This window comes from Alteraurantiacibacter aestuarii, assembly GCF_009827405.1.
In the GTDB taxonomy this organism is placed as follows: Bacteria; Pseudomonadota; Alphaproteobacteria; order Sphingomonadales; family Sphingomonadaceae; genus Alteraurantiacibacter; species Alteraurantiacibacter aestuarii.
Window position 1 is genome coordinate 378,219 of the sequence record NZ_WTYY01000003.1, and the last position, 20,302, is coordinate 398,520.

The following is a 20,302-nucleotide window of genomic DNA, read 5'->3' on the forward strand; positions in this document are numbered from 1 at the left end:
CTGACCCGCTCAGCCATGCCGCTTCGCGCGCCAGATTTTCCACATCACGCCGGGTGCGGACAGCAGCGGATGTTTTTCGCGCCAGGGCGTCACTTCCACTTTGACGCCGGTGTGGCGCTCCACCTTCCACGCCGCATATCGCCCCGCCCCATCGAATGTGCGCGTGGCCCGCAGCAGGCGCGCGATGTTGAGCGGCTTGCCCATCCGCCGACGCCTGCGCCACCAGCGCAGAATCGCGCGGCGGCGCTGGCTGGACAGCTGCGGCACGATCAGCTGCCCCTGCCGCTCATAACCGATCCCGGCCGCATCAAGCGCGGCAGTCAGCAATCCATCGAAATGGGCGGCGTTGGCTTCAAGGATAGTGTCTTCGCGCCCCGGCTTCTCCACCCGCAGTTCTGCCCGGTAGGTCGCCCGGAACAGCGCGCGCCAGAAGTCGGCGGCATTCCCGGCTGATGGGCCAACAGCCACCGCCAGCCGCGCCGCCGTCTGCGCGGCCTGCGCCAGTGCATCGCCAACCGCCGCGCGCGCTGCATCGTCACGCGCCCAGATCAGTGCACTGGGCTGAACGAAGCGCGCCCAGATGGTCGTGTCGATCGTCTCACCGCGCGCGGCCTGGGCGAATTTCTCCAGCGACATGGTGGCGATCTTGGCCCGCAACACCTCCCCCTCATGCTGCCATTCGCGGTAGGAAACGCGCGGCCACAGGCCGGTTTCGGCGGGGCCGGGCAGCAACAGGTAGAAATCGACCACCCCTTCCAGCACGCCCGTGCGCAGGTTGGAGCCATAGAACAGCACCGCGCAGGCACCGGCCTCCTCGGCCAGGAAGCGCGCATAATCGGCGATGGCAGGGTGGACCTGGCGCGTCTGCGCGGCGTTGATCCGCGCGCGCAGATCCATGCTCACGGAACGATAAAGCGCAGGCGCGGGCCGGGCGTCACGCGGTAGGAGCCGGGCGGAAATGCCTCGCCATCGAGGATGAAGCGATCGGCAATATCGAATTCCAGCTGTTCCAGCCCATGCGTGTGATAGCCGCCGCGCCGCGTGGCCTCGCCCACATTGCCGCGAAAAATTGCCGGAATGCGCAGCAACAGACGGCGGCGCGAATTGTCGAACACCGCCACGCGCAGGGCGGCCTCCATGTCCTTGAACGGACGCAGGCCAGCCGGGAATGTCCGCAAGGTGGATGCGAACATGAAAAACCGCTCATCCGCAGGAGCAAATCCGGCATGTTCCAGATCCACGCCGGCTTCATCGCGCAGGCGCATGCGCGTGCCGCGCCGCCACGGATTGTCCTGCCTGCCGAAAAACGCCTGCAACGCGCTCCAGATAGCGGTCACGCCCACGGCGGCGGCATTGAAGGCGCCAAAATTATGCGCGTCCTGCCCCAGGCTGATGGCGGAGGTATAGGCCCCGGCACCCATCACGAAACCACGCACCTGCGCCGCTTCATTGTCACGCTGCGCCACCACCAGCGGGCGGCGCATGACCATCCGGTCATTCTTCGCAGCTTCCAGCGCCTTGGCCAGATTCCAGTCATCACCAATGCCCAGATCATGCGCCAGCGCATTGGTCTTGCCGCTGGGCAGCAGGATCAGTTCAGGCCAGGTTTCACCAAACGAACCCGCACCGCAAGTCAGCACATCGCGCACCGTGCCGTCACCGCCATCGATGGCGATATAGTCCACGCGCTTGGCGGCAAAATCGGCCAGAATTTCGTGCAGTTCGCTGCGCCGCGATGGCGAGGCGGTGATGACGCCTGCAATGGCATCGCTGTCCTGCGGCGAACCTTCATTGCCGTGACTGTGCGGATTGCGGATAAGGCCCACCAGCGGCTGGGCCCGCACCTGCACCGATGTGCGGCTTTCTGCCGAATCCTGCGCGACATCAACCTGCGGCAGGCGGTCGAACAGATGTATGGTCCCGTGCATACTCACCGCCTTAACCTCGCACCCTATGCAATTACTACGGAAATAATTCAAATTGCCCGCAAGCTGTCGCCGCACGGCAACAGTTCGCCGCAACACTGCAATATTTGCGCAACACCGAACTGGCATTGGCCACCATTTGGTCACCAATTGCCAAGTTAGGTATCACTCCGCAACCGACAAGCCCATAGCTCTCGTCCGTATGGCTGTGCAGGCGAAATAGTTTTGCGCGCATCAGGCACGCGCGGTAGACAGTCGGCATGCTGACTGAGACACTGATCCTCGCCGCCCGGGAAATTGAGCCGCGTATCGTCGCCCTGCGGCGCGCCATCCATGCAGAACCGGAACTGGGGCTGGAAACGCCCAGGACGCTGGCCAAGGTGCGGGCAGAGCTGGCGGATCTGCCGCTGGCATGGCGCGAGGGCACCTCTGCCACAGGCGCGGTGGCCGTGCTGCAAGGTGGCAAGCCAGGCCGGACTGCGCTGCTGCGCGGTGACATGGATGCCCTGCCGATGCAGGAGGACACCGGCCTGCCGTTCGCCTCCACCATTCCCGGACGGATGCATGCCTGCGGCCACGATACGCACACCGCCATGCTGGCCGGTGCCGCGCGCATACTGGCAGAACGGCGTGAGGAGATTTGCGGCGAGGTGCATTTCATGTTCCAGCCGGGCGAGGAGGGTTTTCACGGCGCGCGCTACATGATCGAGGACGGCCTGCTCGATCCCTGGCCCGATGCCGCCTTTGCCCTGCATATCATGCCCAATTCGCCGCATGGCGTGATCGCCGGCAGGCATGGCGCGATGATGGCTGCTGCCGACATGGTGGAGATCACCCTGACCGGGCGCGGCGGCCATGCCTCCATGCCGCATGACACGCGCGATCCCATCCCAGCCGCAGCCGAAATCGTGACCGCGCTGCAGACCATGGTCACCCGGCGCTTTGCCGCGGCAGAGGCCTGCGTGGTCACCATCACCCAGATGGAAGCGGGCAGCGCGCATAATATCATCCCCGACACCGCCCTGCTACGTGGCACGATCCGCACGCTTTCCGCCCAGCGCCGCCAGGCCCTGCGCGCGGCCATCGTCGAAGTGGCGGAAAATGTCGCCCGCGCGCACGGCTGCACCGCCAGCGTCAATATCGAGGAAGGCTTCCCGGTCACCGTCAACGATGGCCGGGCAGTTGATCTTGGCCGGCAAGTGGCGCTGCAAATGGGCGGCGAGCAAGCCTATCAGCAGCTGGCCCACGCGCTGATGGGTGCCGAAGACTTCGCCTATGTGCTGGAAAAAGTCCCGGGCGCGATGTTCTTCCTGGGCGTGGCGGAAGAGGGATCGGACTGGAAGAGCTGCTGCGGCATCCATTCCAGCAAGATGATGGTCGACGAGAGCGTCCTGCCCACCGGCTCCGCCTTCCTGGCCAGCTGCGCGGTGCGCTTCCTGGAAAACGGCTGGGAATAGGGCCGGTACTCCACGGGCGAATAGCTGGCCGACAAATGTCTGAAAAAGAAAAAGCCGCCCTCACGGACGGCTCATTCCTTGGTGCACCCGACAGGATTCGAACCTGTGGCCTCTGCCTTCGGAGGGCAGCGCTCTATCCAGCTGAGCTACGGGTGCAACAGGGCAGCCGCCTAGCAATCAGCGCGCGGCGCGCCAAGCTATATTCGCCTGATCGCTGAAGTGCGGTGCTGACCAGTCGACCCGGTCACTATCGCGATTACTGGGTAGTGCCGCGATCGCCGAACTGGAACAAGCGCGAGCCATCAGGCTTGGTCACGGTGACGTTGAAGCCGCCATTGCGGCCATCACGCAGGGGGTAATAGGTGAGGTTCACCTTCTCACCCGGCTGCAGCGACCGGCGCGACCAGCCATAGCGGACCAGGTGATTCGGGCTCATCCCCTCAAATGCCCAGCGCGTGCCCTGGGCATCGCGGGCGTAAAGGAAGGTGTGCGGATTGGTCCATTCCCAGCGCTCGACAGTCATGTTCGTCATGGTCGATTCCTGGCCCCATGTGAACATGGCGGTGGAATGGTGGGCGGAGCTTGGCACAGACAGGCTGGCAGCCCCGGCCAGAGCGAAGGCGAAGCCGAGCGCAGCGCGGCGAAAGGTTTTGCTATTCATGTTCACTCTCCTGGCGCAGGGTAGCTGAACGGTCCCTGATCACCTTTGCAATTCTTTTGCCAGCAATTGCCGGACAGAATCAACCCATCGACTTGACTTGATACGTTTTGCGACATCAATCTAATGGGCAAAGGCAACCAATTCGGCAAAAACCGAGGGAAATTCTCCGGGAAGGGATGAGAATGAGAGCTATCGCATGGATTTCGCGGGCGGCAGTCTGCGGCGCCGCACTTATGGCAGCCAGCGCCGCCACGGCGCAGGTCGCAGCCGATTCGCCGCGGGCAACCGCTTATCAGGAGGTGCTGCAACTGCCCGACTGGACGGGTATCTGGTATCCGGACTGGACGCGCCTGTTTGCCGATCGCGCGGCCCCGCCCCAGCTGACGCCAACCGCGCAGGCCGCGTTTGACGCCTATCAGGCATCGATCCGCGAGAACGGACCCAATCAGGAGGCGCAGGCGCAGTGCCTGCCGCCGGGCATTCCCGGCGTGATGCAACAGCCATACCCGATCGAGATCCTGTTCTCACCGGGCCGCGTGACGATTCTGACCGAAGCCTATGAGCAGGTGCGCCGGATCTACACCGATGGCCGCGCCCTGCCTGCTGATCCGGACCTGTTCTTCAACGGCGAATCGGTCGGCTACTGGGATGGTGACATGCTGGTGGTGGATACGGTGGGCCTGCACCCGCTGACCAATATCGCCGCCGGTATCCCGCATACCGAAAAGAGCCGCGTGCATGAGCATATCTATCTGAGCGGGCCGGGTGAGCTGATGATCGAATTCACCATCACCAATCCCGATGTGCTGCGCGTGCCCTATGTCACGCGCGTGGCCTATCGGCTGGATAATGAGTTCCCCTTGCGCGAATATGTCTGTGCCGAGAACAACCGCCTGACATCGGGTGAAGACGGGGCGAATATCGATCTTGGCTTCGACCATCTGGAAGAGGACGACCCGTTCGGCGCTCCTCCTTCGGAATAGCGCGCTTTCGATCGAACCGTGATGTGGCGGGCCCGGTGTCGCACCGGGCCCGCTAACCAATTGGCAAGCACACTGGCGCTATGGCTGGTGTCATGAAAATTGCCACGCCAAATATTGTCCCGCGCCCCGATCGCGCAATGCTCGGCGCAAGCGCCACCAGCATGCGCTGGGGTGCGTTGAGCGAGGCGGGCTCGGTGGTTTCCATGCTGGCCGGGTTGCCGGCGGAATCGCCAGACAAGCTGGCCCGCAATTTTCCCGCCCTGATCCGTGATTGCCCGCCCTGGCGCCGCCAGCTGGCGGAAAACGCCGTGGCGGATCTGGCTGCCATCATGGAGCCGGGACTGGCCGCCCTGCTGGCGGTGAATGCGCGCGGGGCCGATCCGCGCCCGGCGGCCACCGCGCTGTGGCACGAATTCATGAGCGCCCGCGCGGCCATTCTGGGCCTTTTGCCGCAGAGCAGCCATCTGGGTCCGCGCCGAAGCGCCTGAGCCTTTCGGCAGACCTCTGCCTGCCGGAAGCAACACCAGCAAAGTAACAGCAGCGCGGCAAGGCGCTTGACGATGTTCCCATTTCGTTCCAGTTTCGCGGCATGGGTGATTCGCTACCAATCCAGACTTCCGCAAAGAAGGATCAGCTGCGCTCGCACGCTGTCGCCAGGGGAATTTGCCGGCTGTTTGCCCGCAACGACATATGGGTCATGCCTGAGATGACGCTGCGCAACGGGCGGCGGGCAGATCTGATGGGCGTGGATGGCAAGGGTCGAATCGTGATCGTGGAGATCAAGACCGCGCGCGGCGATCTGATGGGCGATGGCAAATGGCCCGACTATCTCGATTTTTGTGACCGGTTTTTCTGGGGCTTGCCGCCAGAGCTCGACCGCGCCTGTCTGGAAGGGGAGGATTTCCGCCCCGATCTGTGCGGCGTGATCGTGGCCGATGAATATGATGCGGAGATTATCCGCCCGGCCCCCAGCCATCCGCTCGCCGCAGCGCGCCGCAAGACAGAGGTGGAACGCCTGGCCCGGGCCGCCCTTCGCCGCAATGTGGTGCAGAGCGATCCCCATTGCGAGAACTGGGGCATGCGCCTGGAGGGTTAGGGTTCCTGCCCGCCGTTCGCGCCATCTTCATCATCCAGCCCGGCATCATCCAAGCCGGTATCTTCCAGTCCGGCAAAGATTGCCTCGATCGGCTGGCCGAACACCTGCGATATCTTGAACGCCAGCGTCAGGCTGGGATCGTGCTTGTCGACCTCGATCGCGTTCACCGTCTGGCGTGAGACATCGAGCATCTGTGCCAGCGCAGCCTGCGACAAGGCGCGCTCTGCCCGCAGCACGCGCAGCCTGTTACGCATTGAGCCGCCTCGCCGCGCGCAGCACACTGAACGAAAAGCTGAGCGCCAGTGCGGCAAGTGCGAAGGTCAGCCCCCACAGCGCAGAAGCACCCATCGGTGCCGCCATCAGAAAGGTCGAGCCGACCGCCATTGCCGCACCGCTGCCCACGCCCAGGCCTTGCAGATGAACCTTGCGCAGCAATTCGTCCGCCTGATGAAGGAAGCGCAGGTAAGACCTGATGGTGCACACGCCGATCACCAGCGGCACGGCAATGATGACCGCGCCCATTATCGGGGTCGGCTGGAGCCGGGAGATCAGGAAAGTCGCGCCCACGAACGCGAGCGCCCAGGCACAGCACCACATGTTCACCACGCGCGCATTGCGCAGATCCTGTGGCCGCATGCCCGCCTGCCAGGCAGCGGGGCTGAACCAGTGCGGCGCTTGCCCGCCTTCTGCATCGCAATCCGTCATGTCAAATCCTCTTGTCTGTATGTCTAATCTTCTTGACGACTCGCGATGTATGTAATTCTTGACCTTATGTCAATATTACTTGTCACCCTTTTCCTATGGCCCAAGGAATGCCTATCGCGCGCGGCGCGCAATTGATAAGCCCGCAGCGATGACCGCAATCCTCCTCTCCGCGCTTGCCATGACGGTGATAGTGGGCGTGCGCTACCTGCTCACCAGCGGCGCATTCGCCTGGGTGACGAGCAAGGTGCGGCCGGGCCTCTATCGCGGGCTGGAGCCGCAGATCAGCAGGGAAATCTGGTGGTCGCTGCTGTCGGCGGCGATCTACGGCGTGCCTGCCGGAATTGTCGCCTGGGGCTGGCGGGAACTGGGCTGGACGCAGATTTACACGCAATGGAACGATTACCCGCTGTGGTACCTGCCGCTATCGCTGTTCGCGTATCTGTTCGCGCATGACACGTGGTTCTACTGGACACACCGCTGGATGCACCGGCCCAGATTGTTCCGCATCGCCCATGCGGTGCATCACGCCAGCCGCCCGCCCACCGCATGGGCGGCGATGAGCTTTCACCCGGTGGAGGCGCTGACCGGCGCGCTGGTGATTCCGCTGCTGGTGTTCGTGATCCCCATTCATGTGGCCATGCTGGGCACGGTGCTGTTGATAATGACGGTGATGGGCGTGACCAATCACATGGGCTGGGAGATGTTCCCGCGATGGTTCGTTCATTCCCCATTGGGAAATTGGGTGATAACGGCCAGCCACCATCAACGTCACCATGACGAGTATCTATGCAATTTCGGACTTTATTTCCGCTTCTGGGATCGCCTGTGCAGCACCGATCGCGGCATATCCTCAAAGCTGGAACGCTGATCGCGGCGCCCTTGCTGATGGGCGCTGCGCCAGAGCACACGGTTGAGGTGAGCATTTCGGTCACCAACCTGCGCAATACGCACGGCGTGGTGATGGCCTGCATGACCGATGATCCCGAACGATTCCCGCGCTGCCGGAACGATGCGCATTCGCACCGCGTCACCGTGCCGGCGGCCTCCACGCTGACGCTGCATTTCGAAGGCGTGCAGCCCGGCACCTATGCCATTGCCTTGCTGCACGATGAGAATCAGAACGGCCGCGCCGACCGCGCGCTGACCATGATCCCGCGCGAAGGCTTTGGCTTTTCCCGCGATGCGCCGGTGCGGCTTGGCCCGCCGGATTTTGACGAGGCTGCCTTCGAAGTGGGCAGCAGGCCGGTGAGCCAGACCATCCGCATGCGCTATATGCTGTGATCGCTCGACCCGCAGACTGGCCCAGGCCAGCATAAGTCCACCACCATCGGCACAACTTCATCAATTATTTACCACGTCGCGCCAAAAGGCTCCTGACACATGGTTCAAGGGGTTTTGGTGCGATGGACACGCAACGTGGCAATTTTGACGGTTTCGATGGCGCCTATGGCGACGACGCGATCGATGATGAGCTGGAACACGACGCTCCGCCCCCTCAGATCGGCGCGGATGAGCGGCGGATGCAAGTGCGCGCCTATAATTTCTGGGCCAGCCTGCTGGACAATCGCAACTTTCCCAATGTCGAGGATCTTGATCCGCAAAAGCTGCCCGACTTTGGCCCGCACGGCGTGTTGCTCGATTTCTCCCATGGCGTGGAGGACCCGGCAATTGCCTTCCTGGGCAGCGAACTGGCTGGCGAGTGCGGTGCCAACGGAATGGTCATCAACCGCCTGTCCGATGTCCCCTCGCGCTCATTGCTCAGCCGCATCACCGATCATTACATGCAGATCCTGGCCAACCAGGCGCCGATCGGATTTGAGGCCGAATTCGTCAACCAGCGCGGTGTGACGATCCTTTATCGCGGCATTCTGCTGCCTTTCTCCAGCGATGACGAGACGATTGATTTCATCTTCGGCGCGATCAACTGGAAGGAAATGGCGGATAGCAAGGACGCCGATGAATTGCTGCTGGAAATCGACCAGGCGCTGGAACGGTCCGGCGTGCGCAGCCGCTCACCCGAGGCGCCGATGGCAGACTGGGCCGATGGTCCCGGATCGATGACCGGCGGCACCGGTTTTGCCGCGCCGGAAATGGATGACCTTCCCCGCCCCTCCTTCGGGCTTGACCTGACCAGCCATGCTGCGGCTTCTGACGGGACAAACGAACGCGATACCGCCGACATGGGCCTGGCTGACTGGCTCGCTGCGGCCCGCGAGCTGGCGCAGACTGCATGCAGCAGCGAAGATCGCACCCGCAAGGCTTTGTACGATGCCATCGGGCGCGCCTATGATTTTGCCCTGGCAGCAGCGCAAGAGCCGGGCGAATTCGCCGAAATGCTCGAAGATGCCGGTCTTGCCATGCAGCAACGCGCGCCGATGACGCCGGTGGTCAAGCTGGTGTTCGGCGCCGATTACGACAAGACGCGGCTGACCGAATATGCCGCAGCGCTGACCCATGCACAGCGCATCGGGCTGGAACGCGGCGCATTGGGCAGTTTCCTGCGCGCTGCCGATGGCGGGTTGAAGGGCGTGGTCCAGGCCGAACGCCGCCTGCGCCGACAGGACGGTGACACGCGCGCCGCGGTGCAGACCGGGCCGCGCAAGGCGCTTGCCCGCAAGTTGCGCGCCATCCAGCCGCGCCAGCTTTCTGCCATTGGCACTCAGGGCGAGGAATTCGCGCTGGTGATGGTGCGCCGGACAGATGATGGCGACGTGGTCCTGCTGGGCGAAGTCCCCGAAGACAATGCCCTGATCGAAAAGGCCGCGCGCAAGCTGATCGGCTGACTGGCTGCCCGGTCCGGCAACTCGCACCTGTCAAAACGCGGGCCGGGCCTGTAGCCTTGGCGGGAATGGCCCTGTTCAGCGCAACTCCCAAGTCCTCGCCGGTCCGCATCCAGCCCTATTTCGGCTATCGCAGCCATGCACGGCTGGTGCTGAAGGCGCGCGCCCTGCGATCTGGCCAACTGCGATCAGGAGATCACGATTATTCAGGTGGCGGGCGCTGGCTGGCAGTGCGCACAATGCTCGCCCAGTTTGCCTCGCGCGAAGTGGCCGGAGTCAGGGTGACGCTGGCATTGCAGCGCCCGGATGGCGATCTGCTGCACCACAGCGCGCACAGCGATGCCGAAGGCTTCGTGCATTTCGATCTGGCGCTCGATCCGCACTGGGACCTGCCCGATCACCCGGCATGGGAAATGGTCCGGCTGAGCTGGCCGGATGATGACGGCGAACAGAGTCTGGCAGGCCACGTCCTGGCGCCCGGGCGGCTGAGCGATCTGGCGGTCATTTCCGACATTGACGATACGATCATCGAAACCGGCATCACCGGCGGTATTCGTCCGCTGCTGCGCAACTGGCAGCGGCTGCTGGCGCAATGGCCACAGGACCGTATCGCCGTGCCGGGTACCGATGTGTTCTTCTCGGCGCTTGGCGGCGGCATTCCCGAAACGCCGCATGGAGAGCCTGACGCCATCCGTCTTGCCGCCTCGCACCGGCCGTTCTTCTATGTTTCGTCCAGCCCGTGGAACCTGTTTTCCTACCTCGTCGCCTTCAAGCGCGCCAAGCGCCTGCCGCTGGGTCCGCTGATGCTGCGCGACTGGGCCATGGACCGCGCCACTCTGGGCGGCGCAGGCCATGGGGCGCACAAGTCTGCATCGATCGGGCATATAGTGGAGATGTATCCGCAGCTTCGCTTCGCCCTGATCGGCGATGACACGCAAGGGGACCTGCCGGCCTTTGCCGATGTAGTGGACCGCCATCCCGGCAGGATCGCCGCCATCTTCCTGCGCCGGATTGCCACCGATGACTTGAGCGAGGCCGAGCGGGCCGCACAGCAAATGATCGAACAGGCCGGCGTGCCGCTGTGGATGGGGCCATCCTATGATGCGGGTCTGGCCTTCCTGCGCCAGGCCGGTCTTGACCACAATATTGAGGCCAGCCGCATCGTGGCAGCGGTGGGCGAGGCTGCTGCGGACGCCCGCCCCGGCGATTGAGCAGTAATCTTCAGTTCCCGTTCAGGGCGAAGCGGGCTAGCACTGCATCTGCATGCGCATTCTTGCCCATATCTTTGCCGCACTGGCCCTCACCATGCTGGCAGCACATCCCGCTGCCGCGCAGAGCATATTGCGCGATGCAGAGACCGAACAGTTGCTGCAGGACATGGTCGATCCGCTGGCCGAAGCTGCCGGACTGGGTGAGGGATCGGTCGAAGTCGTGCTGCTGGATGACAATTCGATCAATGCTTTCGTGGCCGGTGGCCAGCGCATCTATGTCCATTCCGGGCTGATCGCCGCCGCCGATACCGCCAATGAAGTGCAGGGCGTTCTGGCGCATGAGCTGGGCCATGTGATGGGCGGCCACATCATCCGCTATTCCGAAGGCGCGACCAATGCCACGCGCATCACCCTGCTTTCCGCGCTGGCCGCCATCGGCGCCGCGCTGGCGGGCAGCGGCGATGCGGCGATGGGCATTTTCGCCATGGGCCAGCAGGCCGCAATGGGCAGCTTCCTCACCTTCACCCGCACGCAGGAAGCCAGCGCCGATGCGGCGGGCGCGCAATATCTCTCGGACGCCGGCATCACCGGTCGCGGCAGTCTGGAATTCTTCCGCAAGCTGCAGAATTATGAATTCCGCCGCGGCATCAGCCAGACCGCCGAACAGGAATTTGCCCGTACCCACCCGCTTTCCGGCAGCCGTATCGCCGCCCTGCGCGCGGGCTATGAGGCGGACCCGGCATGGGATGTTCCGCCCGATCCGGTGCAGCAGATGCGGTTTGAGCGGATCAAGGCCAAGCTGTTCGGCTTTCAGGCCGATCCGGCGCGCACGCTGAACGCGTTCCCCGTTTACATGACAGGCGTGCCCGCGCGCTATGCCAGGGCCTATGCCTATAACAAGGAAGCCCTGATCGACAATGCGCTGGCAGAAACCGACGCCCTGATCGCGCAGGAGCCGGACAACCCCTATTTCCTTGAGCTCAAGGGCCAGATCCTGCTTGAATCAGGCCGCGCGGAAGAGGCGCTGCTGCCGCTGCGCCGGTCGGTGGAGCTGACCAATTACAACCCGCTGATTGCACCAATGCTGGGCCATGCCCTGCTGGCCACCGAAAACCCCGCCTATCTGGAGGAGGCAGAGCGCGTGCTGCGCGCCGCCGTGGGGCGTGACCGGCTCAACCCCTTTGCCTGGTATCAGCTGGGCGTGGTCTATGGTCAGCGCGGCGATTTTCCGCGCGCACGGCTGGCCAGCGCCGAACAGCAGATCATGTCAGGCAATCCGCGCGCGGCGCTGCAAAGCGCTCGTACCGCAGAAGCGGGCCTGCCCGAAGGCACGCCAGACTGGATTCGCGCACAGGACGTGGCGATTGAAGCACGCGCGATGATTGAACGATTGGATGAACGCGGTTAGGCCGTTTGACATGCGCTGGATTTCCACTTCCCTGATCGCCCTTGTCGCCGGTTTTGCCGGAGCTGCCCTGTGGTCCTTCTCCGGGCTGGGGGACAACCACACGCGCGATTACCTGCTTTCCAATCCCGAAGTCCTGCCGCAGGCGATGGAGGAGTTGCAGCGGCGTGACACACTTGCCCGGATCGAACCGCTGCGCGATGAGCTGGAAGCGGCCTTCCCCGGCGCCGTGCTGGGCAATCCCGATGGCGCGGTGACGCTGGTCGAATTTACCGATTACGCCTGCACCTACTGCCGCCAGAGCGTGGCCGATGTGAATGCGCTGATCGCCTCCAACCCCGATCTCAAGGTGGTGGTGCGCGAATATCCCATCCTTACCGAACAGAGCGCCGATGCCGCCCGCATGGCGCTGGCTGCGGCGCAGCAGGGCCGGTTTGAACAATTCCACCTCGCCATGTTTGCGCAAGGGCAGGTGACGCAGGAAACCATCACCGCCGCCGCAACGCAGGCCGGCGTGGATGTGGAACAGGCGCTGGCAGCGATATCGGCGGGCCAGTTCGAATCGCAGTTGCAGAACAACATCTTCCTCGCGCAGAGCCTTGGCATAACCGGAACGCCCAGCTGGATAGTGGGTGACAAGGCGCTCAACGGTGCAATCGGCGCTGAATCGATCGGCCGGGCAATCGCCGAAGCGCGCGATTCCTGATAGGGAGAGAGCGCCATGAAAGCGCTCATCAAGTCACTTTCCTTTCGCAAGGCCAAGCCCAAGCCGGATGTGACCGGCAGCATCGTCATGCTGCCGTTCCGGCCAACGCCGTTTTTTGCTGACAAGAACCGTGCATTCTGGCGCTTGCAGCTGATTGGCTGGGGCGGAGCGATGGTGCTGCGTTCGGCCACCGCCATCGCCAATGAACGCCCTCTGGATTTCCTGGTGCTGGTGCTGATCGCCACCATCACCGGCTTTTCCATCAGCCTGATCCTGTCGGTGATCTACGGCCAGCTGATCAATCGCCGCCCGCTGGTGACCTGGGGCGCGACCACGCTGGTGCTGGCTGCCGCGGTGGTGGTTTCGGCCATCATCAACGCCTGGACCATCAGCCTGTATCAGGCCGGGAGCGAGGCCAATTTCGCCAGCCTGGTGCTGGGCGTGTTCTACCTCGACATGACGCTGCTGGGCGCGTGGTCGGCGCTGTATTACGCGATCAATTTTTTCCTTCAGGTGGAAGAACAGGCAGACAGGCTGGAGCGGCTGGAGGCGCAGACGACGGCTGCGCAGCTGGCCATGCTGCGATACCAGCTCAATCCGCATTTCCTGTTCAACACGCTCAATTCGATCAGCACGCTGGTGCTGATGAAGCAGACCGCGCCCGCCAATGCGATGCTGACACGCCTGTCCAGCTTTCTGCGCCACACGCTGGTGACCCAGCCTGGCGGGAAAGTGACCGTGGCGCAGGAGGTGGAGACGCTGCAACTCTATCTGGAGATTGAGCGGATGCGGTTTGAGGAGCGCTTGCGCACCGAATTTCGCATCGATCCCGCCGCCGCCAATGCCGCCATCCCCTCCATGCTGCTGCAACCGCTGATCGAAAACGCGATCAAGTACGGCGTCTCCGCGCAGGAGGAAGGGGCGCGTATCAGCCTTGCCGCGCAATTGCTGGGCAACAAGCTGCGGATTACCGTTTCGGACACCGGGCCGGGCCTTCAGGGATCGCGCCGCACCGAGATCATCGGCAATACGCCCACCGCCAGCAGGTCTGATTCCACCGGCGTTGGACTGGCCAATATTCGTGACCGCCTGGCGCAGGCCTATGGCGAGGACCATCGCTTCGACATTGAAACCCCGCCGGACGGCGGCTTCACCGTCATCATTGAAATTCCATATGAAGCGACCATGTCCGAAGAAGATGACCGCCTGAGCGGGAAACTTCCACCGCCCCGGCCCGTTCAGGCCGAACCCTCCCAGCAACCGATCGGAACCAGCTCATGACCATTCGCACCATTGTTGTCGATGACGAGAAACTGGCCATTCAGGGCCTGCTGTTGCGGCTGGAGCCCTTCGCCGACGTCGAAGTGATCGAGACCTGCGCCAACGGGCGCGAGGCGATCCGGGCGATCAAGACGCTCAAGCCCGATCTGGTGTTCCTCGACATCCAGATGCCCGGCTTTGACGGCTTTTCCGTGGTCAAGGGCGTGATGGAAATCGAACCGCCGCTGTTCGTGTTCGTCACCGCCTATCAGGAACACGCCATCCGCGCGTTTGAAGCCAATGCGGTGAATTACCTGATGAAGCCGGTGGATGAGGCGAAGCTGGCCGATACGCTGGAGCGCGTGCGCGTGCGACTGGCGGAGAAACGCTCCGCCGAAGAGGCGCTGAAGCTGAAGGACGTGCTGGCCGAGGTTTCGCCAGAGAGCCTTGAAGGCATGGACGGCGATGAAGAAGCCGCCGCGCGCTATGAGAAGATCATCAACATCAAGGATCAGGGCAAGATCTTCCGTGTCGACGTGGACAGCATCGAACATATCGACGCCGCCGGGGATTACATGTGCATCTTCACCGGCGAGAATTCGCTGATCCTGCGCGAGACGATGAAGGATCTGGAGCGCCGGCTCGACCCCAAGAACTTCCAGCGCGTGCACCGCTCCACCATCGTCAATCTCGACCTGGTGCGCCAGGTCCGCCCGCACACCAATGGCGAATGCTTCCTGGTGCTGGAATCGGGCGCCGAGGTGAAAGTCAGTCGCAGCTACCGCGATGTGGTCGCGCGGTTCGTGCATTAGCATTTGGTTTTACGCCCGCGCAGCCGCGCGTGCGGATGCGCGGGCGTAAAACAAAAATCCCCGCGCGCGAATCACAAACTCCTCCGCTTGAGGCTCTGCCAAAAATCCTTCACACGCGGGGCATGAGCAATTTCACACTTCCCGGCTTCGACCTTGCGGCCTTCGTCCGTGCCACTCTGGATGAGGACCTTGGCGTGGGACTGCCCGGCGGCGGGCATGACGTGACTGCCGAGAGCGTGATTCCCGCCGATGCGCAGTTTTCCGGCGTGATGGACAGCCGCGATCCGATCGTGGTGGCGGGCCTCCCGGTGGCAGAGGCCTTTTTCCGCGCGCTGGACCCTGACATGCGGATCGATATTCTGGTTGCAGAAGGCGCGCAGGTTCCCGCAGGTTCCGATCTGATGCGGCTGAAAGGCAATGCCCGCGCCATGCTGACGGCAGAGCGCAGCGCGCTCAACACCGTTCAGCACCTGTCCGGCATTGCCACCATGGCGCGCGAATATGTCGATGCGATGGGCGAAACCAGCGCCCGCCTGCTCGATACGCGCAAGACCATTCCCGGCCTGCGCCATCTGGAGAAATACGCCACCACGATGGGCGGTGCGCACAACCACCGCATGGGCCTGTGGGATGCCGCGATGATCAAGGACAACCACATCCTCGTCGCCGGAAGCGTGGGCGAAGCGGTCCGCCGCGCACGCGAGGCCGGGGTGAAGGACATCATCTGCGAGGTTGACCGGATCGACCAGATCGAAGCGGCACTGGCAGCGGGCGCAAACCACATTTTGCTCGACAATATGGACCCGGCCACCCTGCGCGCATCGGTGCAGCTGATCGCCGGGCGCGCGAAGACAGAGGCATCGGGCGGTATCAACCTGGACACCATCGCCGCCAAGGCCGCAACGGGCGTGGACTATGTCTCCGTCGGCCGCCTGACGCAAAGTGCGCCTGCTGCCGATATCGGGCTCGACTTCACGCCGCTGTGAGAAGGGCGTCTGGCCCAAGGCCACTGGCAATCCGCCTGTTCGCGGCGGCATTCATGCTTCAGGCCCTGCTGGCCTTTGTGTGGGAGATCTCTCACCGAGAAGAGGTGGCAATAAGCGTGCTTGCAGGAAGTGGTGTCGCGCTGACCGATGATTGGGTGATTGTCATCACCAGCGCACGGCTATCGATCGCCTTGATTCCAGTTCTGCTGGTGTGGTTCCTCGCGAGCAGGTTTGCCCGGTGGATGGTTACCGTTCTTGCCATAGGCAGGCTTATCAATATGCCCGCCATCGTTGGCCTGCTGCTGCAGAGCGATGGAGCTACATTCTACCCTGTCACGTTTCTCGGCGCGCAGGCCCTTGCCCTGTTTGCCGCTGGCATGCTCTTTACGCCTCAGGCACGGAACTGGTTTGACTGGAAGGGGCGTCCGCATGCGGAACACTTCGATTAGCGCGATCACGCTTGCCACGCTCCTGACATTGATGACCGCCACCGCTCACGCTCAGGCCTATCAGTGCACCATACCGACCACGGGCATATCCGTGCCGCGCATCACGCAGGATGGGCCAACACGGCAGATGCCGGTGGCAGGCTATACGCTGGCCCTGTCATGGTCGCCGGAGTTTTGTCGGAATCGCGAGGACAATCCGCGCAACGCCCGCCAGTGTTCCGGGCAGGGCGGCAGTTTCGGTTTCATTGTCCACGGCCTGTGGCCCAATGGCCGGGGCAATTCCTTCCCGCAGTGGTGCCCGGTGCGCAGCGAGCCATCGCCCGCCATCCTGCGCCAGAACCTGTGCCTGACGCCCGATGCGTGGCTGCTGGCGCATGAATGGGCCAAGCATGGCAGCTGCATGGGCGTGCGCCCGCAAACCTATTTCCGCGTCACGCAGGTGCTGTGGAGCTCGCTGCGCTGGCCCGATTACGATCGCATTTCCCGGCGGGACGGCCTGACGGCTGGCGACATCCGCAACGCTTTTGCCGAGGCCAATCCCTATTGGGAGGCCGGGCATATCGGTCTGAAGATCAATGCGCGCGGCTGGCTGGAGGAAATGCGGCTGTGTTACGCGCGCGATTTCAAGCCGGTCCGCTGCACGCCGCAGCAATATGGGCCTGCCGATGATGAGCAGGTGCGAATCTGGCGCGGATTGTAGGGTCTATCGGCGGTCGCTGAAGAAATCGCGCAGCAACTTTGCCGCCTCTCCCTCGCCAATGCCGGAATAGACATCTGGCCGGTGCAGGCACTGGACCTGATCGAACACGCGCGCGCCGTGCTCCACCGCGCCGCCTTTGGGATCGGCTGCGCCGTAATAGAGGCGGGCGATCCGGGCGTGGGAAATGGCGCCCGCACACATGGCGCAAGGCTCCAGCGTCACGAACAGGTCGCACTCGCCCAGCCGCTCACTGCCCAGCTTGCGTGCAGCCTCGCGCAGGGCGACAATTTCCGCATGGGCGGTGGGATCGCAGTCGGTGCGGGTCAGGTTGAAGCCACCGGCGATAATCTCGCCGCGCAGCACCACCACCGCGCCCACCGGCACTTCGCCCGAATCGGCAGCCTTGCGCGCAAGGTCGAGCGCCTCCATCATGGGTGCAGGAATAGGCCAGCGGGTCATGCGATGCGGGCTATACGCTGGCGCAAGTCACGGCAATGGGCGGTTTTCACGCCCGCCTTTGCTTGACGTGCCGCCAACCCCCCTGTATGCGCCCGCCTTTCCCAGCGAACGCTGTTTACTGATTCACCTTTCGAGCGAGAGAGTTTCGTCATGTCGCGCATCTGCGAACTTACAGGCAAAGGCCGCCAGGTCGGCAACAATGTCAGCCATGCCAACAACAAGACCAAGCGTGTGTTCCTGCCCAATCTGCAGAACGTCACGCTGATCTCCGAAAAGCTGGACCGCAGCTTCAAGTTCCGCGTTTGCACGCAGGGCCTGCGCTCGGTGGAGCACAACGGCGGTCTGGATAACTGGCTGCTGAAGACCAAGGACGAAAAGCTGTCCACGCGCGCCGTCAAGGTGAAGCGTGAGCTGAAGAAGGCAACTGCGGCGGCAACCGCCGAAGCTGCCTGATCACATTTGTGATGGCTTGAAAAACGGGCGCCCGCCGCAAGGCAGGGCGCCCTTTTTCGTGGCCCTACCCATTGTTGCCCGCCCGCTATTGCCCGCTGGCGGTCGCATCCGGGTCCCAGCGCAGGCGCACCAGCAGGCTGCGCTGGATCGCGGCCATGTTATCGTCGGAGACAAGCCACACGGTAAGCGCGCCATCGCCGCGGGGTGACACCGCGATCCCTTCGTAATTGTCGCGCGGGATGATGTTTTCCAGATCGGCAGCGGGGTGATGATCCGAACCCGCGATCTCCTCCCACTGCCAGCCTTCTTGCGATTCGAAATCGGGCGCGTCGGCAAGGAACAGCCGGATCGAAAAGGGCGGATAGGCCAGCGCCAGCGAACGGGTCAGCACCAGCAGGCGGCCATCTGGCAGCGCCGCCATGTCCGTCACCGCATAACCCGGCGGAACCGGATAGGTGATTCGCTGCGGCTGCCCGTCCTGGCTGGTGGGATCAAAGGGGAAGAACAGGCCCTTTCCGCCGTTCTCCCGCATCACCAGCAGGCCTTTGCCCGGCAACCATGCCATCGCCTCCACCCCGGCATTCAGCGGCCAGCCGCGCATGGCGGGCGGGCGCACAAGGGGGAAGCTGGCATCGCCATCACCGATCTGGCGGATCGCATTGGCATTCTCGTAACCCAGCCAGATGCGCCCCGTTGCCGGGTCCGCCGCGACCGATTCGATATCCGGAAAGGCATTCTTGCCATTCTTGTCGAGCACGCCGGGGAGCAGGTAATCCTGATACTCCGGGATCGAATTGCCGGAGCCGGGCGGGTGGAAGGTGATGCTGCCGCCGCGATCGGAGAATGCCGTCAGCCGTCCATCTGGCCGTGCCAGCAAGGCGGAGAACCCGCCGAAGAAGGGATCGGTGCTGCGAATTTCCCACGCGGCCTCTGCCGTAAGCCTTGCATCGCCCGAACTGCCGGAAGGCAGGGCCAGCGGCACAAAGCGCACCTGCGCATCGGCAACAGGCGCCATTTCGCTGCGCCAGAAAGTTCCCGGGATCAGCAGCACGGCCAGCAGGACAAGGGCGGCAAGGCGCCACTTGCGCCGGCTATAAGGCACGGCGTCGCGCCTTTTGCAGCATCACGGCATGGGGCCGGTGAACAGCAGCGGATCGAGCCGCGCATCGTGCCATTTCAGGCTCCAGTGCAGATGCGGCCCGGTAGCGCGCCCGGAAGAGCCGATGCGCCCCAGATATTGCCCCTGTTCCACCACATCGCCCGGTTTCACGGCGATTTCGGACAGGTGCAGGAAGGCGCTGTTGAGGCCCTGCCCGTGATCGATGATCAGCAGATATCCCTCCAGGCTGAACGGCGTTTCCGCTGCCAGCGTCACCACCCCTGCGGCAGGCGCGACAAACGGGTTGCCGGTGCCGCCGGTGGCGATGTCGATCCCCGAATGATAGCTGCCCGGTTCCCCGCGATAGATGCGCTGCGATCCGAAGCGGCCCGAAATGCGGCCCGTCAGCGGCCAGATGAAGCGCTCGCTCCAGCCGGTGGCGGGGGCATCGACATTGCGTGCGGCATTGATCCGCGCCAGTTCCGGGCGGCGGCGCTCCATGAATTCCGCACTTGCACCGCCGGCAGTGCGCGCCACGTTGACGCGTTCTATCTGCCAGTCGCGCGGGGCTACCGCCAGATTTGCCGTCACCTCGCGGCCATCTTCAAGCTGCGCGACCAGCTGCGCTTGCGGCCCTGCATCGCGGTCAAAGGCGGCGAAGAAATATCCTTCTTCGTTGAAAGTCAGGTCCTGATCGCCCAGCCGCGCAGCGACGGTGCCGTGCGGCACTCGTCCACGCAGCCAGCCGCCCTGGGTGGTATCCCCTTCGAACACGAAGCCATCGGACATGTCGGCCACTCGCGATGCGGTTTCCAGCGCCGGGAAAGCGGATGAAGCTGCGCCTTGTCTGGCAGCCTCGCCTGTCTGGCCCTGCTGCGATGAAGCAAGCGCATAGCCGCCCGCCAGGGCAACGCCTGAGATCAGGGCCAGAAGCCTGAAGGCCAGTTTCACTTCAGGCCAAGGGCGCGCTGGGTGGAAAGTTCCGCGCTGGCATAGGCTTCCTGCCGGTCCACGCTCCAATAGCGCAGCTCCTCCAGCGGAACGGGTTCGCCGCTGACGGCGCAGACGACAAAGTGGCCGGGCTTGATCACGCGAAACCCGTTGGGGCCGTAAATCAGCGTTGCGGCATTTTCGGAAGAAGACATCAACATGCGC

The 20,302-nt window shown here is 63.6% G+C and carries 24 protein-coding genes, 1 tRNA gene and 1 pseudogene; 16 read left to right on the forward strand and 10 right to left on the reverse strand.

Going from position 1 to position 20,302, the window contains the following annotated elements:
- Positions 1-9: 9 nt before the first annotated feature.
- Both GRI32_RS07165 and GRI32_RS07170 read right to left on the reverse strand, forming a co-directional pair.
- Positions 10-903 carry a hypothetical protein gene (locus GRI32_RS07165; RefSeq protein ID WP_160590718.1) on the reverse strand — a complete coding sequence of 298 codons (894 nt, stop codon included), beginning with the start codon at positions 901-903 and terminating at the stop codon, positions 10-12.
- The gene (locus GRI32_RS07170) at positions 900-1,928 is read right to left on the reverse strand and encodes a diacylglycerol/lipid kinase family protein (protein ID WP_160590719.1); all 1,029 of its coding nucleotides are present in this window, start codon (positions 1,926-1,928) and stop codon (positions 900-902) included. Before GRI32_RS07170 ends, GRI32_RS07165 begins: the two co-directional genes overlap by 4 nt.
- 257 nt (positions 1,929-2,185) lie before the next feature.
- Here GRI32_RS07170 and GRI32_RS07175 point away from each other — a divergent pair, with 257 nt between their 5' ends.
- Positions 2,186-3,382, forward strand: a complete 1,197-nt coding sequence (locus tag GRI32_RS07175) for a M20 metallopeptidase family protein (RefSeq protein ID WP_160590720.1) — start codon at positions 2,186-2,188, stop codon at positions 3,380-3,382.
- A gap of 79 nt (positions 3,383-3,461) precedes the next feature.
- Here GRI32_RS07175 and GRI32_RS07180 read toward each other — a convergent pair.
- Together GRI32_RS07180 and GRI32_RS07185 are read right to left on the reverse strand one after the other, a co-directional pair.
- Positions 3,462-3,538: transfer RNA gene (locus tag GRI32_RS07180), tRNA-Arg, on the reverse strand.
- Positions 3,539-3,638: 100 nt separating this feature from the next.
- On the reverse strand, positions 3,639-4,043 hold the full coding sequence (locus tag GRI32_RS07185; RefSeq protein ID WP_160590721.1) for a DUF6152 family protein: 405 nt from the start codon (positions 4,041-4,043) through the stop codon (positions 3,639-3,641).
- Positions 4,044-4,225: 182 nt separating this feature from the next.
- Here GRI32_RS07185 and GRI32_RS07190 point away from each other — a divergent pair, with 182 nt between their 5' ends.
- From GRI32_RS07190 to GRI32_RS07200, 3 genes are all read left to right on the forward strand, one after another.
- Positions 4,226-5,026, forward strand: coding sequence for a hypothetical protein (locus tag GRI32_RS07190; protein WP_160590722.1), 801 nt, complete (start codon positions 4,226-4,228; stop codon positions 5,024-5,026).
- 137 nt (positions 5,027-5,163) lie between these two features.
- Positions 5,164-5,514, forward strand: coding sequence for a hypothetical protein (locus GRI32_RS07195; RefSeq protein ID WP_160590723.1), 351 nt, complete (start codon positions 5,164-5,166; stop codon positions 5,512-5,514).
- A 101-nt stretch (positions 5,515-5,615) separates the two neighbouring features.
- The gene (locus tag GRI32_RS07200) at positions 5,616-6,122 is read left to right on the forward strand and encodes an MmcB family DNA repair protein (protein WP_160590724.1); all 507 of its coding nucleotides are present in this window, start codon (positions 5,616-5,618) and stop codon (positions 6,120-6,122) included.
- 74 nt (positions 6,123-6,196) lie between these two features.
- On the opposite strand, the pseudogene GRI32_RS07205 reads toward GRI32_RS07200, so the two are convergent.
- A pseudogene (locus GRI32_RS07205) lies at positions 6,197-6,376 on the reverse strand (helix-turn-helix transcriptional regulator); the annotation flags it as partial.
- Positions 6,369-6,827: a hypothetical protein gene (locus tag GRI32_RS07210; protein WP_160590726.1), complete on the reverse strand. Its 459-nt coding sequence runs from the start codon at positions 6,825-6,827 to the stop codon at positions 6,369-6,371. The gene GRI32_RS07210 and the pseudogene GRI32_RS07205, both read right to left, overlap by 8 nt.
- A 148-nt stretch (positions 6,828-6,975) precedes the next feature.
- On the opposite strand from GRI32_RS07210, the gene GRI32_RS07215 reads away from it, so the two are divergent.
- From GRI32_RS07215 to GRI32_RS07265, 11 genes are all read left to right on the forward strand, one after another.
- Positions 6,976-7,695, forward strand: coding sequence for a sterol desaturase family protein (locus GRI32_RS07215; protein ID WP_160590727.1), 720 nt, complete (start codon positions 6,976-6,978; stop codon positions 7,693-7,695).
- 47 nt (positions 7,696-7,742) lie between these two features.
- Positions 7,743-8,108, forward strand: a complete 366-nt coding sequence (locus tag GRI32_RS07220; protein ID WP_337190179.1) for a DUF2141 domain-containing protein — start codon at positions 7,743-7,745, stop codon at positions 8,106-8,108.
- A 122-nt stretch (positions 8,109-8,230) separates the two neighbouring features.
- Positions 8,231-9,610, forward strand: a complete 1,380-nt coding sequence (locus GRI32_RS07225; protein WP_160590729.1) for a PAS domain-containing protein — start codon at positions 8,231-8,233, stop codon at positions 9,608-9,610.
- 65 nt (positions 9,611-9,675) lie between these two features.
- The gene (locus tag GRI32_RS07230) at positions 9,676-10,818 is read left to right on the forward strand and encodes a phosphatase domain-containing protein (protein ID WP_160590730.1); all 1,143 of its coding nucleotides are present in this window, start codon (positions 9,676-9,678) and stop codon (positions 10,816-10,818) included.
- Between the two features lie 52 nt (positions 10,819-10,870).
- Positions 10,871-12,226 (forward strand): M48 family metalloprotease, encoded by a 1,356-nt coding sequence (locus GRI32_RS07235; protein ID WP_160590731.1) that lies wholly within the window; start codon positions 10,871-10,873, stop codon positions 12,224-12,226.
- A gap of 10 nt (positions 12,227-12,236) precedes the next feature.
- A complete protein-coding gene (locus GRI32_RS07240) occupies positions 12,237-12,929 on the forward strand; it encodes a DsbA family protein (RefSeq protein ID WP_160590732.1) in 693 nt (230 codons plus the stop codon).
- Between the two features lie 81 nt (positions 12,930-13,010).
- Positions 13,011-14,210, forward strand: coding sequence for a histidine kinase (locus GRI32_RS07245; protein ID WP_160591113.1), 1,200 nt, complete (start codon positions 13,011-13,013; stop codon positions 14,208-14,210).
- Positions 14,207-15,001 (forward strand): LytR/AlgR family response regulator transcription factor, encoded by a 795-nt coding sequence (locus GRI32_RS07250; RefSeq protein WP_160590733.1) that lies wholly within the window; start codon positions 14,207-14,209, stop codon positions 14,999-15,001. Before GRI32_RS07245 ends, GRI32_RS07250 begins: the two co-directional genes overlap by 4 nt.
- Positions 15,002-15,123: 122 nt before the next feature.
- Entirely contained in the window at positions 15,124-15,987 is an 864-nt protein-coding gene (gene nadC, locus GRI32_RS07255) for a carboxylating nicotinate-nucleotide diphosphorylase (RefSeq protein WP_160590734.1), read from the forward strand.
- Positions 15,988-16,040: 53 nt separating this feature from the next.
- A complete protein-coding gene (locus GRI32_RS07260) occupies positions 16,041-16,436 on the forward strand; it encodes a hypothetical protein (protein ID WP_160590735.1) in 396 nt (131 codons plus the stop codon).
- A gap of 31 nt (positions 16,437-16,467) precedes the next feature.
- Complete coding sequence (locus tag GRI32_RS07265; protein ID WP_160590736.1) at positions 16,468-17,136, forward strand: ribonuclease T2 family protein; 669 nt, start codon at positions 16,468-16,470, stop codon at positions 17,134-17,136.
- Between the two features lie 3 nt (positions 17,137-17,139).
- Here GRI32_RS07265 and GRI32_RS07270 read toward each other — a convergent pair whose 3' ends face one another.
- Positions 17,140-17,595 (reverse strand): nucleoside deaminase, encoded by a 456-nt coding sequence (locus GRI32_RS07270; protein ID WP_160590737.1) that lies wholly within the window; start codon positions 17,593-17,595, stop codon positions 17,140-17,142.
- 150 nt (positions 17,596-17,745) lie between these two features.
- Between GRI32_RS07270 and rpmB the strand changes: the two genes are divergently transcribed.
- Entirely contained in the window at positions 17,746-18,048 is a 303-nt protein-coding gene (rpmB, locus tag GRI32_RS07275; protein ID WP_160590738.1) for a 50S ribosomal protein L28, read from the forward strand.
- 85 nt (positions 18,049-18,133) lie between these two features.
- On the opposite strand, the gene GRI32_RS07280 is transcribed toward rpmB, so the two are convergent.
- From GRI32_RS07280 to GRI32_RS07290, 3 genes are read right to left on the reverse strand one after another with little or no spacing between them, the layout of a single operon-like run.
- Positions 18,134-19,150, reverse strand: a complete 1,017-nt coding sequence (locus GRI32_RS07280; protein ID WP_160590739.1) for an esterase-like activity of phytase family protein — start codon at positions 19,148-19,150, stop codon at positions 18,134-18,136.
- A gap of 21 nt (positions 19,151-19,171) precedes the next feature.
- Positions 19,172-20,098, reverse strand: coding sequence for a M23 family metallopeptidase (locus GRI32_RS07285; protein WP_337190180.1), 927 nt, complete (start codon positions 20,096-20,098; stop codon positions 19,172-19,174).
- Complete coding sequence (locus GRI32_RS07290) at positions 20,095-20,298, reverse strand: DUF2093 domain-containing protein (RefSeq protein ID WP_160590740.1); 204 nt, start codon at positions 20,296-20,298, stop codon at positions 20,095-20,097. The genes GRI32_RS07285 and GRI32_RS07290 overlap by 4 nt, the downstream gene beginning before the upstream one ends.
- Positions 20,299-20,302: the final 4 nt, after the last annotated feature.

Excerpts from the sequence above, each read along its gene's own strand:
- GRI32_RS07170 (WP_160590719.1), bottom strand. The coding sequence starts at position 1,928 with ATGCACGGGACCATACATCTGTTCGACCGCCTGCCGCAGGTTGATGTC.
- GRI32_RS07175 (WP_160590720.1), top strand. The coding sequence starts at position 2,186 with ATGCTGACTGAGACACTGATCCTCGCCGCCCGGGAAATTGAGCCGCGT.
- GRI32_RS07185 (WP_160590721.1), bottom strand. The coding sequence starts at position 4,043 with ATGAATAGCAAAACCTTTCGCCGCGCTGCGCTCGGCTTCGCCTTCGCT.
- GRI32_RS07190 (WP_160590722.1), top strand. The coding sequence starts at position 4,226 with ATGAGAGCTATCGCATGGATTTCGCGGGCGGCAGTCTGCGGCGCCGCA.
- GRI32_RS07195 (WP_160590723.1), top strand. The coding sequence starts at position 5,164 with ATGCTCGGCGCAAGCGCCACCAGCATGCGCTGGGGTGCGTTGAGCGAG.
- GRI32_RS07200 (WP_160590724.1), top strand. The coding sequence starts at position 5,616 with ATGGGTGATTCGCTACCAATCCAGACTTCCGCAAAGAAGGATCAGCTG.
- GRI32_RS07210 (WP_160590726.1), bottom strand. The coding sequence starts at position 6,827 with ATGACGGATTGCGATGCAGAAGGCGGGCAAGCGCCGCACTGGTTCAGC.
- GRI32_RS07215 (WP_160590727.1), top strand. The coding sequence starts at position 6,976 with ATGACCGCAATCCTCCTCTCCGCGCTTGCCATGACGGTGATAGTGGGC.
- GRI32_RS07225 (WP_160590729.1), top strand. The coding sequence starts at position 8,231 with ATGGACACGCAACGTGGCAATTTTGACGGTTTCGATGGCGCCTATGGC.
- GRI32_RS07230 (WP_160590730.1), top strand. The coding sequence starts at position 9,676 with ATGGCCCTGTTCAGCGCAACTCCCAAGTCCTCGCCGGTCCGCATCCAG.
- GRI32_RS07235 (WP_160590731.1), top strand. The coding sequence starts at position 10,871 with ATGCGCATTCTTGCCCATATCTTTGCCGCACTGGCCCTCACCATGCTG.
- GRI32_RS07240 (WP_160590732.1), top strand. The coding sequence starts at position 12,237 with ATGCGCTGGATTTCCACTTCCCTGATCGCCCTTGTCGCCGGTTTTGCC.
- GRI32_RS07250 (WP_160590733.1), top strand. The coding sequence starts at position 14,207 with ATGACCATTCGCACCATTGTTGTCGATGACGAGAAACTGGCCATTCAG.
- nadC (WP_160590734.1), top strand. The coding sequence starts at position 15,124 with ATGAGCAATTTCACACTTCCCGGCTTCGACCTTGCGGCCTTCGTCCGT.
- GRI32_RS07260 (WP_160590735.1), top strand. The coding sequence starts at position 16,041 with ATGCTTCAGGCCCTGCTGGCCTTTGTGTGGGAGATCTCTCACCGAGAA.
- GRI32_RS07265 (WP_160590736.1), top strand. The coding sequence starts at position 16,468 with ATGACCGCCACCGCTCACGCTCAGGCCTATCAGTGCACCATACCGACC.
- GRI32_RS07270 (WP_160590737.1), bottom strand. The coding sequence starts at position 17,595 with ATGACCCGCTGGCCTATTCCTGCACCCATGATGGAGGCGCTCGACCTT.
- rpmB (WP_160590738.1), top strand. The coding sequence starts at position 17,746 with ATGTCGCGCATCTGCGAACTTACAGGCAAAGGCCGCCAGGTCGGCAAC.
- GRI32_RS07290 (WP_160590740.1), bottom strand. The coding sequence starts at position 20,298 with ATGTTGATGTCTTCTTCCGAAAATGCCGCAACGCTGATTTACGGCCCC.